The following is a 14,127-nucleotide window of genomic DNA, read 5'->3' on the forward strand; positions in this document are numbered from 1 at the left end:
TTGTTGCTTCAACCGATCAACGCTCAAGCAAAATCCGCAGCATGCGACGCAGCGGTTCGGCCGCGCCCCACAGCAGTTGGTCGCCGACGGTGAAGGCACCGACGAATTGCGAACCCATGTTCAGCTTGCGCAGACGGCCAACCGGCACGTTCAGGGTGCCGGTGACCTTAGTCGGACTCAGCTCCTGGATGCTAATGTCGCGGTTGTTCGGCACCAGTTTCACCCAAGGGTTGTGCTGACTGATCAGCCCTTCGATGTCGGCAATCGGCACGTCTTTGTTCAGTTTGATGGTCAGCGCCTGGCTGTGGCAGCGCATGGCGCCGATGCGTACGCAGATACCATCGACCGGGATCGGGCTCTTGAAGCGACCGAGGATCTTGTTGGTCTCGGCCTGGGCCTTCCACTCTTCGCGGCTCTGACCGTTCGGCAATTCCTTGTCGATCCACGGGATCAGGCTGCCGGCCAGCGGTACGCCGAAGTTTTCGGTCGGGTACGCTTCGCTGCGCATGGCTTCGGCCACACGACGGTCGATGTCGAGGATCGCGCTGGCCGGGTCAGCCAGTTGATCCGCGACAGCAGCGTGGGTCGCGCCCATTTGCTTGATCAGTTCACGCATGTTCTGCGCGCCGGCACCGGAGGCCGCCTGGTAGGTCATGGCGCTCATCCACTCGACCAGACCGGCTTCGAACAGGCCGCCCAGGCCCATCAGCATCAGGCTGACGGTGCAGTTGCCGCCGATGTAGTTCTTGGTGCCCGCATCCAGCTGCTGGTCGATGACCTTGCGGTTGACCGGGTCCAGGACGATGACCGCGTCATCCTGCATACGCAGGCTGGAAGCGGCGTCGATCCAGTAACCCTGCCAGCCGGCTTCGCGCAGCTTGGGGAATACTTCGCTGGTGTAGTCGCCACCCTGGCAGGTCAGAATCACGTCGAGGGTTTTCAGCTCTTCAATGCTGTAAGCGTCCTTGAGCGGAGCAATGTCCTTGCCCACGGACGGGCCTTGGCCACCGACATTGGAAGTGGTGAAAAACACCGGCTCAATAAGATCGAAATCCTGCTCTTCCAGCATCCGCTGCATGAGCACGGAACCGACCATACCGCGCCAACCGATCAGACCTACACGTTTCATCGCAACTACACCTTCTTAAAAAAGTGGGCCGCTGCTTTCGAAGTTGAAAGTGGCAGCGGGCCCGAGAGATTACAGATTCCGCAGCGCGGCGACTACTGCGTCGCCCATTTCTTGCGTATCGACTTTAGTGCAACCGGCCGACCAAATATCGCCTGTACGCAGGCCTTGGTCCAGCACCAGGCTCACGGCTTGCTCGATTGCATCGGCCGCTGCCTGCTGGTTGAAGCTGTAACGCAGCATCATCGACACCGACAAAATGGTCGCCAATGGGTTAGCGATACCCTTGCCGGCGATGTCCGGTGCCGAACCGTGGCACGGTTCGTACATGCCCTTGTTATTGGTGTCCAGGGACGCCGACGGCAGCATGCCGATGGAACCGGTGAGCATCGAGGCCTGGTCGGACAGGATGTCGCCGAACATGTTGTCGGTCACGATCACGTCGAACTGCTTTGGTGCACGCACCAGCTGCATGGCGGCGTTGTCGACGTACATGTGGCTCAGTTCGACTTGCGGGTAATCCTTGGCCACTTCCTCGACGATTTCACGCCACAGCTGGCTGGACGCCAGCACGTTGGCCTTGTCCACCGAGCACAGTTTTTTGCCGCGCACCATGGCCATGTCAAAACCGACGCGGGCGATGCGGCGGATTTCACTTTCGCTGTACGGCAGGGTGTCGTAGGACTGACGCTCGCCGTTTTCCAGGGTACGGGTGCCGCGTGGCGCGCCGAAGTAGATACCGCCGGTCAGCTCACGGACGATCAGGATGTCCAGGCCGGCGACGATTTCCGGCTTCAGGCTGGAAGCCTCGGCCAGTTGCGGGTACAGGATCGCCGGGCGCAGGTTGCCGAACAGGCCCAGTTGCGCACGGATTTTCAGCAGACCGCGCTCAGGGCGGATGTCACGCTCGATGGTGTCCCACTTCGGGCCACCCACGGCACCCAGCAACACAGCGTCGGCTGCGCGGGCACGCTCCAGGGTTTCGTCGGCCAATGGCACGCCGTGCTTGTCGATGGCCGCGCCACCGATCACGTCGTGGCTCAGCTCGAAGCCCAAGCTGTACTTGTCGCTGGCCAGTTCTAGCACCTTGACTGCTTCGGCCATGATTTCCGGGCCAATACCGTCACCTGGGAGAATCAGAATCTGCTTGCTCATGCTTTCCTCATGTCATCAGTCGGTGCGCCCCAGGGGCACACCCGGAAAAATTCTATCGATCGGTGGCTATCTTTCTACAAACAGCACCAGCACATCGGTGCTGAATGAACCATCGGCCTCAATCTCAAAATATTCGCGCACTTCGTTGCCCATCGACTGCTGCAACTCGCGGATTGCGGCGCGCATCACTTCAGGTGTGCGCATGCGCTCAACCCAGCTGTTGTACTCCAGACGCAACCGTTGACGCGTAGTGCTGCGGGTATGCAACCCCGCTTCGCTGACCTGGCGCAACCACTCGCCGGCGGAATAATCGCGCACATGACTGGTGTCGCGCAGCACTTCGACGCTTTGCAGGTAAGTGTCGAACAACGGACTGCCCGGTGACAACACGTCGATGAACGCCGCCACACCGCCCGGTTTCAGCACCCGACGCACTTCGCGCAGGGCCACACCGAGATCGCTCCAATGGTGCGCCGAATAACGGCTGAACACGAAGTCGAACTCACCGTCGGCGAACGGCAGACGCTCAGCGGCTCCGTTCACCGTGGTCACGTTGCTCAAGCCACGGTCCACGGCAGCAGCGGCGACTACATCGAGCATCTGCTGGGACAGGTCGTAGGCGACCACTTCCTTGACCAGCGACGCCACGTGAAAACTCACATGACCGGCGCCACACCCCAGGTCCAACACCCGGGCATTGCCCTGCCCTGCCAGCTCAGCCTGTAGCAACGCGAATTCAGTGCCTTGAGCGTGTACGGCGCTGCTCAGATAGGCCGAAGCCTGCTCACCGAATTGCTTTTGTACAACCTGAGTGTGTTGGGCGGTGCTGGTCATGGGGACTTCCTTTTTGGGGTGAGTCTTGTGGTGTCTACTCGGGCCTCATCGCGAGCAAGCTCAGCCCCTACAGGGATTTGTGGCGTTCACATAACCTGTGGGAGCCGAGCTTGCTCGCGATGGGGCCGCAATTGCCTGCATCAATCACGCGTCGCGAAACAACCAAGGCTGGCTCGCACGATGCTTGGCCTCAAACGTCGCAATCGCCTCGTGGTCCTGCAAGGTCAGGCCGATATCGTCCAGACCGTTCAACAGGCAATGCTTGCGAAACGCATCGATCTCAAATTGATGCACCTTGCCATCCGGGCGGGTCACGGTCTGGGCTTGCAGGTCAACCTGCAGCTGGTAGCCGGGATTCGCTTCAACCTGCTGAAACAGCTCATCAACCTCAGCGTCACTCAAGATGATCGGCAGCAAGCCGTTCTTGAAGCTGTTGTTGAAGAAGATGTCGGCGTAGCTCGGCGCGATGATGCTGCGGAAACCGTATTCTTCCAGCGCCCATGGCGCGTGCTCACGGCTGGAGCCGCACCCGAAGTTCTCGCGGGCCAGCAATACGCTGGCGCCTTGATAGCGTTCGGCGTTGAGGATGAAGTCCTTGTTCAGTGGACGCGTGGAGTTGTCCTGATACGGCTGCCCCACATCCAGATAACGCCATTCATCGAACAGGTTCGGACCAAAACCGGTGCGCTTGATCGACTTCAAGAACTGCTTCGGAATGATCTGATCGGTATCGACGTTGGCACGATCCAAAGGCGCGACAAGACCAGTGTGCTGGGTAAAAGCTTTCATGCTGCGCTCCTTTAGATCAATTCACGGACGTCGACGAAACGACCGTTTACAGCCGCGGCGGCGGCCATTGCCGGGCTGACCAGGTGAGTACGACCACCGGCGCCCTGACGGCCTTCGAAGTTGCGGTTGGAAGTCGAGGCGCAATGCTCGCCCGACTCCAAACGGTCCGGGTTCATCGCCAGGCACATCGAGCAACCCGGCTCACGCCACTCAAAACCGGCTTCGAGGAAGATTTTGTCCAGACCTTCAGCTTCGGCCTGCGCCTTCACCAGACCCGAGCCCGGCACGACGATGGCCTGCTTGATGGTCGACGCAACTTTGCGGCCCTTGGCGATCACGGCGGCGGCGCGCAAGTCTTCGATCCGCGAGTTGGTGCAGGATCCGATGAACACGCGATCCAGCTGAATGTCAGTGATCGCCTGATTGGCGGTCAAACCCATGTACTTCAAGGCGCGAACGATGGAGTCGCGCTTGACCAGGTCCATTTCCTTCGCCGGGTCCGGCACGTTCTGATCCACGGCCAGGACCATTTCAGGCGAGGTTCCCCAGCTGACTTGCGGCTTGATCTGGGTGGCGTCGAGTTCAACGATGGTGTCGAAGGTGGCGTCTTTATCCGACACCAGGTCTTTCCACGCTTCGACGGCCAAGTCCCATTCCGCGCCTTTCGGGGCGAATGGACGGCCCTTCACGTAGGCCACGGTTTTTTCGTCCGCCGCTACCAGACCAACGCGTGCGCCGGCCTCGATGGACATGTTGCAGATGGTCATGCGACCTTCAACCGACAAGTCACGAATCGCGCTACCAGCGAACTCGATGGCATGGCCGTTACCACCAGCAGTACCAATTTTGCCGATTACGGCGAGGACGATGTCCTTGGCCGTCACGCCGAACGGCAATTGGCCTTCGACCGACACCAGCATATTCTTCATTTTCTTGGCGACTAGGCACTGAGTGGCGAGCACGTGCTCGACCTCGGAGGTGCCGATACCGTGAGCCAGGGCACCGAATGCACCGTGGGTCGAGGTATGGGAGTCGCCGCACACCACGGTCATGCCCGGCAAGGTCGCGCCCTGCTCCGGGCCGATGACGTGGACGATGCCTTGGCGAATGTCGTTCATCTTGAATTCGACGATACCGTATTCATCACAGTTGTCATCGAGGGTCTGAACCTGCAAACGCGAGACCTGGTCGACAATGGCTTCGATGCCGCCTTTGCGCTCCGGTGTGGTCGGTACGTTGTGGTCCGGGGTTGCGATGTTGGCATCGATGCGCCAAGGCTTGCGCCCGGCCAGACGCAGACCTTCAAAAGCTTGCGGCGAGGTCACTTCGTGGATGATGTGACGATCGATATAAATCAGCGCGGAGCCATCGTCGCGCTGTTTGACCAAATGCGAATCCCAGAGCTTGTCGTAGAGCGTTTTGCCGGCCATCAGACGGTTCCTCATCAGCTTGTTTCTATGCCCTGGGTTATGAGCAACTCAATAACCCCTTGGCTTGTGAGGTCGATCCTAGGGGGTTACATTAAATAACTCAAATTCATATTTTTTATGCTTTGGATAACCAACTGGAATACAACAATGGATCTGGCCAACCTCAATGCCTTTATCGCGATCGCCGAGACTGGGAGCTTCTCTGGTGCCGGTGAACGACTGCACCTCACCCAACCGGCGATCAGCAAACGCATAGCCGGGCTAGAGCAGCAATTAAAGGTTCGGCTGTTTGATCGCCTGGGCCGTGAAGTCGGCCTGACCGAGGCCGGCCGCGCCCTGTTGCCACGGGCTTATCAGATACTCAATGTGCTGGACGACACCCGACGAGCCCTGACCAATCTGACTGGGGAAGTGTCCGGCCGTCTGACCCTGGCCACCAGTCACCATATCGGTCTGCACCGTTTGCCACCCTTATTGAGGGAGTTCACCCGGCGTTACCCACAAGTGGCGCTGGATATTCAGTTCCTCGATTCGGAAGTGGCCTACGACGAAATCCTCCATGGCCGCGCGGAACTGGCGGTGATTACATTGGCGCCAGAGCCGCACCCACTGGTCAAGGCGACGCCGGTTTGGGACGACCCATTGGATTTCGTGGTCGCCCCAGAGCATTCACTCATCAGCAACGGGCCGGTGAATCTGGCAGACATCGCCTTGCACCCGGCGGTTTTCCCCGGTGGCAACACCTTTACTCATCACATCGTTCAGCGGCTGTTCGAGGCGCAAGGCCTGACACCGAACATCGCCATGAGCACCAATTATCTGGAAACGATCAAGATGATGGTCTCAATCGGCTTGGCCTGGAGCGTATTGCCGCGCACGATGCTCGATGAACAGGTTGCGCGAATACCCTTGCCCGGCATACAACTGACTCGCCAGCTAGGCTATATCTTGCACACCGAAAGGACGCTATCGAATGCGGCAAGGGCGTTTATGTCCTTGCTGGATGCACAAATCGATCTGCCAGGGACTCCTGGCTAGCGCGTGCTCCGCCTGTTAGAGCCGCAAAACCCTGCGCTTAACGCCCATTTCCGCCCAAGGCCTGCTGCCAATGCCGAAATCTGTTGACCGTGTTCCGCCGATGCCGCGCATTCAGGCGCTTGACCCTAAACGGTCCGAGCTGAGCTGGGAAAGCGCGCCACAATTGCTCGCCGCCTTGAACGGCGCGCGGCTGGGGGCCTGGTGTTGGGACATCGAGCGCGGGCAGATCAGCTGGTCGCGAGGAACTCAGGCGCTGTTTGGTTTTGATCCGCATGTGCCATTGCCCGAGGACCTGGAATACCTCGATTTGCTGCCACCGGAAGATCGCGCAAAAACCGTCCGTGCGTTCGATGCCGTGATTGCCGGCGCCCCCCTTGAGCAAGCGATGCACCACCGCATCCGCTGGCCCGATGGCAGCTTGCACTGGCTGGAAATCAGCGGCAGCCTGCTGCCGGACATCCACGGCCGGACACGCATGATTGGTGTCATCCGCGAAATCACTCATCAGCGTCAGCGCGAACAAGCCCTGAGTAGCTCGGAAAAACGCTTCGCCACGCTGTTTCACCTGTGCCCGAACATGGTGTTGCTGACTCGCCAGGAAGACGGCCTGATCACCGAAGCCAACCAGTACTTTGAAAGCCTGTTCGGCTGGCCAGTGCAGAACGCGATTGGCCGCACCACACTGGAACTGGGCCTCTGGGTTCACCCGGAGCAACGCGCCGAGCTGGTCTCGGCCAGCAAGGCCAAAGGCGAGCTGATCAGCATGGAGGTACAGCTGCGTGCCAGCGACGGGCAGATCCACAATGGCATCCTCAGCGCGCAAAAGGTCGAACTCGAGGGCCAGCCGTATTTGTTGAGCACCTTCCTCGACACCACCGAACGCAAAATCGCCGAACAAGCCCTCAAGGACAGCCAGGAGCGTCTGGACCTGGCCCTGGACTCTGCGCAACTCGGCACCTGGGACTGGCACATTCCCAGCGGCATGCTCTACGGCTCGGCACGGGCCGCGCAGTTGCACGGGCTGGAGGCCATACCCTTCCATGAATCCTTCGACGATTTTTTTGAAGGCGTGCCTGGCGAAGAGCGCGACACCATGCGCGACGCCTATCGTAGCCTGCGCGAAGGCCCGGCCGGCAATTATCAACTGACCTACCGCGTACAGCTGCCGGACGGCAGTTCGCGCTACCTGGAAAGCCGCGCCCGCCTCTACCGCGATGAAAACGGCACGCCGCTGCGCATGGCTGGCACCCTGCTGGACATCACCGATCAGGTGGAGCGCGAACAGCGACTGGTGGCCTCCGAAGAGAAATTCGCCACGCTGTTCCAGGTCAGCCCGGACCCGATTTGCGTGACAGACCAGGACACCGGCCAGTTCATCGAGATCAATTCCAGTTTCACCCAGACCTTTGGCTGGAGCGCCGCTGAAGTGATTGGCCAAAACGCCGACGAGATTGGCCTGTGGGACGCGGCGGCGAACAGCCCACAACGAATCGAACAGGTCATCCGTGAACAAGGGCTGGACAATGTCGCCATCGTCGCCCGGCACAAGGACGGGCAATCCTTGACCTGCGTGATTTCCAGCCACCAGATAAGCGTTGGCAACCAACCCTGCATCGTCACCACCTTGCGCGACATCTCTCACCAGCAACGCTCCGAAGCGGCGCTCAAGGCCAGTGAAGAGAAGTTCGCCAAGGCGTTCCACTCAAGCCCCGACGCCATCACCATTACCGAGCGCGATACCGGGCGATATCTGGAGGTCAACGACGGTTTCTGCCGCCTGACCGGCTACCGCGCACAAGAAGTGATCGGTTGTACGGTGTATGAAGTGGGCATTTGGGCCGAAGAGAAACAACGTGCGGCGTTGCTGGCCGAGCTGCAGATCAAGGGCCGTGTGCATCACAGGGAGATGCTCGGGCGCAATAAAGGCGGGGAGTTGCTGACCGTCGAAGTCTCGGTGGAGCCAATCACCCTCAACGAAACAGCCTGCCTGTTGCTGACGGCTCGCGACGTCAGCCTGCTGAAAAACGCCGAGGCGCAAATCCGTCACCTGGCCTACCACGACCCCCTGACCAACCTGCCCAACCGCGCCTTGCTGATGGACCGCCTGAGCCAGCAAATCGCCTTGCTCAAGCGCCATAATCTGCGGGGTGCGCTACTGTTCCTTGACCTTGATCACTTCAAGCACATCAACGACTCCCTCGGTCACCCGGTCGGCGATACGGTGTTGAAAATCATCACCGCACGACTGGAAGCCAGCGTGCGCATGGAAGACACCGTGGCACGACTGGGCGGTGATGAATTTGTGGTGTTGCTCAGCGGCCTGGAAGGTTCGCGCAATGAAGTCAGCGTTGAGGTTCAGCAACAGGCCGACACGTTACGAGAACTGCTGTCGGAACCGATGTTCCTCGATGGCCAGCGCCTGCAAGTGACGCCAAGCATTGGCATCGCGCTGATTCCGGACCACGGCTCGACCCCGACCGACCTGCTCAAACGCGCCGACATCGCGCTTTACCGCGCCAAGGACTCGGGGCGCAACACCTCGCAGATGTACCACAACGCCATGCAGAAGGCTGCCAGCGAACGCCTGCGCATGGAAACCGACCTGCGCCTGGCCCTTTCCCGGGGCGAATTTCATGTGCATTACCAACCGCAGGTCGACGCCCGGGGCAATCGCATTGTCGGCGCCGAAGCGCTGGTGCGCTGGAACCACCCGGAGCTCGGCGCGCAATCCCCGACCGAGTTCATCAAGGTGCTGGAAGACAGTGGCCTGATTCTTGAAGTCGGCACCTGGATAATCGACGAAGCCTGCGGGGCCTTCAAACAACTGGTTGCCAAAGGCCTGGTCAACCCGCTCAGCTTCAGTCTGTGTGTAAACATCAGCCCTAGGCAATTTCGTCAAACCGATTTCGTCGAGCGCATCGAACACAGCCTCACCAGCCATGGCCTGCCCTGCTCGTTGCTGAAACTGGAAATCACCGAGGGCATCGTCATCCAGAACCTGGAAGACACCATCAACAAAATGCGCCGCCTGAAAAAACTCGGCGTGAGTTTCGCGATGGACGACTTCGGCACCGGCTACTCCTCACTGACCTACCTCAAGCGCTTGCCGGTCGACACCCTGAAAATCGATCAGTCATTCATTCGCGACGCTACTACCGATCCGAACGATGCCGAGATCATCCGAGCCATTGTCGCCATGGCTCGCAGCCTGGAACTGAAAGTGATTGCCGAAGGGGTAGAAACGCCGGAGCAACTGGAGTTTTTGCAAGGGCTGGGTTGCGATTTTTATCAGGGGTATTTACACAGCCGGCCGTTGCCGATGGAAGAGTTTCAAAAACTCCTGAAATAGCGAACACAAAAAAGGGCGCCACCAGGGCGCCCTTTTCATTGCTCTGGCTTAGTGCTGCAGAGCCGGCTTTTGCGTCCCGTTGATCGGGATGCGTTTGGCTTTCGCCTCTTCTGGCACGATGCGCACCAGATCGATGCTCAACAGACCGTTACGCAGGTCAGCGGCCTTGATCTCGATGTGATCCGCCAGGCGGAATGACAGCTTGAACGCACGCTGGGCGATGCCTTGGTGCAGGAAGGTCACGCTTTCGTTCGCTTCGCGTTTGCCGCCACTGATGGTCAGCACACCTTTCTCGACTTGCAGGTCCAGGTCTTCTTCCTGGAAACCGGCTGCGGCGACGACGATGCGGTATTGATCATCACCGTGTTTTTCCACGTTGTAGGGCGGGTAGGTGCTGCCTGGCTCGTTGCGCAGAGCGGTTTCGAAAAGGTCGTTGAAACGGTCGAAACCTACCGAGGAACGGAACAGTGGGGCCAGGGAAAATGCAGTAGTCATGGTTCAAATCTCCTGAAAACAATCAGCAAGGTTTTTGTCTCCGCGACCCGAATTCGGCATCGCGTACCCCTTAGATAGGGACCACTGATTGCATTTCAAGAGATTAATTGGAGATTTTTTTCAGGCCGCTTCGCTGACCTGTAGACCGAGCAAACGCGAAACGTGATCGAGCTCGGTCTCACGACGCAGGACGGTGAACAGCTCAACCGCTTCCGGATAATTGCGGGTCAGCATGGCCAGCCATTGCTTCAAACGCCCCGGCGATTGGCGAGGGGTCATCTGCGCCTTGGCTTGCAGCCAGAAGTCTTGAATCAGCGGCAACAGCTCAGCCCAGGTCATCTCGACCACTTCTTCACCGGCTCGCGCCGCAGCGATTTGCCGGGCCAGGTCGGGCCGCGAGACCAGGCCGCGACCGAGCATGATGTCTTCGACGCCGCTGATTTCGCGACAACGACGCCAGTCTTCGACGTTCCAGATGTCGCCATTGGCAAACACCGGCACCTTGACCACTTCTTGCACCCGAGGGATCCACTCCCAATGCGCAGGGGGTTTGTAGCCATCGGTCTTGGTCCGCGCATGCACCACGATATGGGCGGCACCACCTTCGGCCAAAGCCGTGGCACAGACCAGAGAACCGTCCGGACTGTCGAAGCCCAAACGCATCTTCGCGGTCACCGGGATGTGTGCAGGCACCGCGCGACGCACATGTTCGACGATTTGGTTGAGCAGCTCAGGCTCTTTGAGCAACACCGCGCCACCGCGAGACTTGTTGACAGTCTTGGCAGGGCAGCCGAAGTTCAGGTCGATGACTTCAGACCCCAACTCACAGGCCAACGCGGCGTTTTCCGCCAGGCACACGGGATCAGAACCGAGCAGTTGCACGCGCAGCGGCACACCGGACGCGGTGCGCGCACCGGTCAGCAGTTCGGGGCCGAACTTGTGGTAGTAGGCAGGCGTGAGCAGCTGATCGTTGATCCGGATGAACTCGGTCACGCACCAATCGATCCCGCCCACACGGGTCAACACGTCCCGCAGGATGTTGTCGACCAACCCCTCCATGGGCGCCAAAGCAATTTGCATGAAAAACACACTCGACGAAAAACGTGCGGCAGTTTACTGGATTGCGCGGGAAATCTGCAGAACATCGCAGATCCCCCTGCAGGAGTGAGCCTGCTCGCGATGAGCGATGACGCGGTGCACTGGGTAAACCGCGCCATCTGAATCGCGAGCAGGCTCGCTCCTATATTAGATTTGGGTGGTATTCAGTTCTTGCGACAACAACGCCGGGCCGTAGCCTTCAATGAACTCCGGTGGCATGCGCTTGGGCTTGCCGGTCGACAGTTCTATGCAGACGAAGGTAGTTTGGGCGCGCAGCAATGTGGTGTTGTCACGCGGGCGCTTCAACTGGAAATGTCGAGTCATTTTCAGACGCTGATCCCAATCGACGATCCAGGTCGCCAACTGCAATTCGTCATCTTCATAGGCTGCGGCCAGGTAGTCGATCTCGTGCCGCACCACAGCCATCGCCCGGTCCAGACGCCGATACTCGACCAGATCCAGGCCCAGACGCTGCGAGTGACGCCAAGCACAGCGCTCAAGCCATGTCACGTACACCGCATTATTAGCGTGACCCAGCCCGTCGATGTCCTCGGCGCCTACTTGCAGATCAATGATAAATGGCGTTGCCCGATCCCAGCTCATGCCCCACTCCCGGTCAGATAAAGTCGACCGGGGCAGTGTAACGGATGCTTACGCCGATTGGCGCGATTGCAGGCTGCGACCGGCCAACAGTGATAACACACCATCAATGACCCGGGGATCAGCCAGTACCCGCTGATGGCCGCCCTCTTCCAGGCGCAGCAAGCGGCTGTCGAACCAGGATTCATGGATCAGTTCGGATTCCTTGACCGACACGTAATTGTCATCTTCGGCATGGACGATCAGGCCAGGCATGTCGAGTTGATAGTGAGCGACATCCAGAGCCGCTGCGCGCATGCCGACGTCTTTCTCGACCTGACGAATGAAGGCCGAGCGCGCTTTGGGCGGCAGTCGCATGTAACGCGCAAAACCGCGCAGCACTCCGAGAATTCGCGCCGGGGCGGCAATCGTCACCAGGGTTTCGGTGCGCAGGCCCAATTGAACGGCGAGCATGGCACTGGCGCCCCCCATCGAATGACCGATGACTGCTTGCAGCGGCGGCAACTCGGCAGCGGCTTCCAGCATGGCCCGAGCGAACAGCACGACGTTTGCCTCTTCGCCAGGTGAGCGTCCATGCGCCGGGCCGTCGAGGGCGACCACGGTATACCCGGCCTCCACCAGCGCTGTGATGAGACTGGCGAACTGCGTCGGCCGCCCTTCCCAACCATGCATCAGCAACACGGCCGGGCCTTGCCCCCACCGTAGCGCCGAAAGGCCGAAGCGCAGCGTGATACGTTCGGACTTCGCCAGAAGTGGCAGCTCCCAATCACGCGGAGGCAGTTCTCGCGGGGTCATGAACGCCAGTCGCATTTTGCTCGCGACCAGTTGTGGTGCGAACCAGCCCAAGGTGCCATTAACGCCACGAACCCACTTCAACGTGCTCATCGCTCTCACTCCTCAGGCCAACGCCTTCAGGTCACAGCACCGCCGATTTGGCGGCGCGCAGCAATCGATCGGACAACTCACCGGGCCCCAGCGCGCGAGCCAGCGCCAAACCACCCACCATCAAGGCCATGTCTGCCAAGGCTTTGTCGGTGTCTTCCGGGCTGGCCGCCAACTGCGCGACCATCAATTCCACATGCTCGTTCAGAGCGACACGAAACGCATCCGGCAACCGTCCCAGTTCGCCAACAGACGCCGGGATCGGGCACGCCGATTCGGAGGAGTCACGGTGCTTACGCGACAGGTAAAACGCAGCCACCAGTGCGCGACGTTCTTCACCGGTGAGCTGCGCATCCATGTCAGCAATCAGGTCACGACGGTGTCCCAGCAGTTGCTGGAACGCCTCCAGCATCATGGCGTCCTTGCTTTCGAAGTGCGCATAGAAGCCGCCGACGGTCAGGCCGGCTGCGCCCATCACTTCGCCCACGCTCGGCTCTGCCGGGCCGCGCTGAATCAGCGCTGCGCTGGCAGCCTTAAGGATGCGTTCGCGGGTTTGAGCTTTTTTATCGTTCATCGTTGCCTCCGAATATTACGACTAGAATATTATTCTCATAATAATTTTTCGCAAGTCGTGGATGTGACCGCTGGTCTGAAGAACAGTTTGAAAGAAATAGGGGATTTGGCCAAACGCCAGACAAACAAAAGGGCCATTCAATAATTGAATGACCCTTATAAAATCCCGCAGAGCGGGTAATCGTGGCGTCCCCTAGGGGACTCGAACCCCTGTTACCGCCGTGAAAGGGCGGTGTCCTAGGCCACTAGACGAAGGGGACGCAAAACCTTCTATACAACTGATCAGTGCTGAGAGCTGATCGATTCAAGACCTGCGTGGCCAGATCTTGAACTGTAAAATTGGTGGAGCTAGACGGGATCGAACCGTCGACCTCTTGCATGCCATGCAAGCGCTCTCCCAGCTGAGCTATAGCCCCGGATTTTTCGCCTCGCGGCGGAGCGACATCTTGCAACATCGCTTCTGTAAAACTGGCGTCCCCTAGGGGACTCGAACCCCTGTTACCGCCGTGAAAGGGCGGTGTCCTAGGCCACTAGACGAAGGGGACGCAAACCCTTCTATACAACAGATCAACGCTGAGTGTTGATCGCTTCAAGGCCGGTGTGGCCAGACCTTGAAGTGTAAATTGGTGGAGCTAGACGGGATCGAACCGTCGACCTCTTGCATGCCATGCAAGCGCTCTCCCAGCTGAGCTATAGCCCCTCATCGCTGAGGACGGGGCGAATCTTAATGGCGGATCAGAAAGCTGTCAAACTTATTT

Annotated in this window: 12 protein-coding genes and 4 tRNA genes; 2 read left to right on the forward strand and 14 right to left on the reverse strand. The window is 59.3% G+C overall.

What is annotated here, in order from left to right; all coding sequences use genetic code 11:
- Positions 1–16: 16 nt before the first annotated feature.
- From asd to leuC, 5 genes are all read right to left on the reverse strand, one after another.
- Positions 17–1,129 (reverse strand): aspartate-semialdehyde dehydrogenase, encoded by a 1,113-nt coding sequence (asd, locus tag AC3ISI_RS18895; protein WP_027921588.1) that lies wholly within the window; start codon positions 1,127–1,129, stop codon positions 17–19.
- Between the two features lie 69 nt (positions 1,130–1,198).
- Positions 1,199–2,281: a 3-isopropylmalate dehydrogenase gene (gene leuB, locus AC3ISI_RS18900; protein WP_489333289.1), complete on the reverse strand. Its 1,083-nt coding sequence runs from the start codon at positions 2,279–2,281 to the stop codon at positions 1,199–1,201.
- A 66-nt stretch (positions 2,282–2,347) separates the two neighbouring features.
- Positions 2,348–3,115: a class I SAM-dependent methyltransferase gene (locus tag AC3ISI_RS18905; protein WP_489333290.1), complete on the reverse strand. Its 768-nt coding sequence runs from the start codon at positions 3,113–3,115 to the stop codon at positions 2,348–2,350.
- Between the two features lie 144 nt (positions 3,116–3,259).
- Positions 3,260–3,904: a 3-isopropylmalate dehydratase small subunit gene (gene leuD / locus AC3ISI_RS18910; RefSeq protein WP_489333291.1), complete on the reverse strand. Its 645-nt coding sequence runs from the start codon at positions 3,902–3,904 to the stop codon at positions 3,260–3,262.
- An 11-nt stretch (positions 3,905–3,915) separates the two neighbouring features.
- Complete coding sequence (leuC, locus tag AC3ISI_RS18915; protein WP_489333292.1) at positions 3,916–5,334, reverse strand: 3-isopropylmalate dehydratase large subunit; 1,419 nt, start codon at positions 5,332–5,334, stop codon at positions 3,916–3,918.
- 147 nt (positions 5,335–5,481) lie between these two features.
- Between leuC and AC3ISI_RS18920 the strand changes: the two genes are divergently transcribed.
- The gene (locus AC3ISI_RS18920) at positions 5,482–6,372 is read left to right on the forward strand and encodes a LysR family transcriptional regulator (RefSeq protein WP_489333293.1); all 891 of its coding nucleotides are present in this window, start codon (positions 5,482–5,484) and stop codon (positions 6,370–6,372) included.
- Positions 6,373–6,442: 70 nt separating this feature from the next.
- Positions 6,443–9,721 (forward strand): sensor domain-containing protein, encoded by a 3,279-nt coding sequence (locus AC3ISI_RS18925; protein ID WP_489333294.1) that lies wholly within the window; start codon positions 6,443–6,445, stop codon positions 9,719–9,721.
- A gap of 48 nt (positions 9,722–9,769) precedes the next feature.
- Here AC3ISI_RS18925 and AC3ISI_RS18930 read toward each other — a convergent pair whose 3' ends face one another.
- From AC3ISI_RS18930 to AC3ISI_RS18970, 9 genes are all read right to left on the reverse strand, one after another.
- Entirely contained in the window at positions 9,770–10,216 is a 447-nt protein-coding gene (locus AC3ISI_RS18930; RefSeq protein WP_007943514.1) for an Hsp20 family protein, read from the reverse strand.
- 120 nt (positions 10,217–10,336) lie between these two features.
- Positions 10,337–11,296, reverse strand: coding sequence for a tRNA dihydrouridine synthase (locus tag AC3ISI_RS18935; RefSeq protein ID WP_489333295.1), 960 nt, complete (start codon positions 11,294–11,296; stop codon positions 10,337–10,339).
- A gap of 165 nt (positions 11,297–11,461) precedes the next feature.
- The gene (locus tag AC3ISI_RS18940; protein WP_489333296.1) at positions 11,462–11,917 is read right to left on the reverse strand and encodes an acyl-CoA thioesterase; all 456 of its coding nucleotides are present in this window, start codon (positions 11,915–11,917) and stop codon (positions 11,462–11,464) included.
- 48 nt (positions 11,918–11,965) lie between these two features.
- Positions 11,966–12,799, reverse strand: a complete 834-nt coding sequence (locus AC3ISI_RS18945; RefSeq protein WP_489333297.1) for an alpha/beta fold hydrolase — start codon at positions 12,797–12,799, stop codon at positions 11,966–11,968.
- A gap of 31 nt (positions 12,800–12,830) precedes the next feature.
- Positions 12,831–13,370, reverse strand: a complete 540-nt coding sequence (locus AC3ISI_RS18950; RefSeq protein WP_489333298.1) for a TetR/AcrR family transcriptional regulator — start codon at positions 13,368–13,370, stop codon at positions 12,831–12,833.
- Between the two features lie 183 nt (positions 13,371–13,553).
- Positions 13,554–13,629: transfer RNA gene (locus tag AC3ISI_RS18955), tRNA-Glu, on the reverse strand.
- 80 nt (positions 13,630–13,709) lie between these two features.
- Positions 13,710–13,785: transfer RNA gene (locus AC3ISI_RS18960), tRNA-Ala, on the reverse strand.
- 53 nt (positions 13,786–13,838) lie between these two features.
- Positions 13,839–13,914, reverse strand: a tRNA-Glu gene (locus AC3ISI_RS18965).
- A 79-nt stretch (positions 13,915–13,993) separates the two neighbouring features.
- A tRNA-Ala gene (locus tag AC3ISI_RS18970) sits at positions 13,994–14,069 on the reverse strand.
- Positions 14,070–14,127 lie beyond the last annotated feature (58 nt).

Source organism: Pseudomonas sp. GL_139_B (assembly GCF_057834475.1).

Coding starts and splice junctions, on each gene's coding strand:
- asd (WP_027921588.1), bottom strand. CDS start 1,129: ATGAAACGTGTAGGTCTGATCGGTTGGCGCGGTATGGTCGGTTCCGTG.
- leuB (WP_489333289.1), bottom strand. CDS start 2,281: ATGAGCAAGCAGATTCTGATTCTCCCAGGTGACGGTATTGGCCCGGAA.
- AC3ISI_RS18905 (WP_489333290.1), bottom strand. CDS start 3,115: ATGACCAGCACCGCCCAACACACTCAGGTTGTACAAAAGCAATTCGGT.
- leuD (WP_489333291.1), bottom strand. CDS start 3,904: ATGAAAGCTTTTACCCAGCACACTGGTCTTGTCGCGCCTTTGGATCGT.
- leuC (WP_489333292.1), bottom strand. CDS start 5,334: ATGGCCGGCAAAACGCTCTACGACAAGCTCTGGGATTCGCATTTGGTC.
- AC3ISI_RS18920 (WP_489333293.1), top strand. CDS start 5,482: ATGGATCTGGCCAACCTCAATGCCTTTATCGCGATCGCCGAGACTGGG.
- AC3ISI_RS18925 (WP_489333294.1), top strand. CDS start 6,443: ATGCCGAAATCTGTTGACCGTGTTCCGCCGATGCCGCGCATTCAGGCG.
- AC3ISI_RS18930 (WP_007943514.1), bottom strand. CDS start 10,216: ATGACTACTGCATTTTCCCTGGCCCCACTGTTCCGTTCCTCGGTAGGT.
- AC3ISI_RS18935 (WP_489333295.1), bottom strand. CDS start 11,296: ATGCAAATTGCTTTGGCGCCCATGGAGGGGTTGGTCGACAACATCCTG.
- AC3ISI_RS18940 (WP_489333296.1), bottom strand. CDS start 11,917: ATGAGCTGGGATCGGGCAACGCCATTTATCATTGATCTGCAAGTAGGC.
- AC3ISI_RS18945 (WP_489333297.1), bottom strand. CDS start 12,799: ATGAGCACGTTGAAGTGGGTTCGTGGCGTTAATGGCACCTTGGGCTGG.
- AC3ISI_RS18950 (WP_489333298.1), bottom strand. CDS start 13,370: ATGAACGATAAAAAAGCTCAAACCCGCGAACGCATCCTTAAGGCTGCC.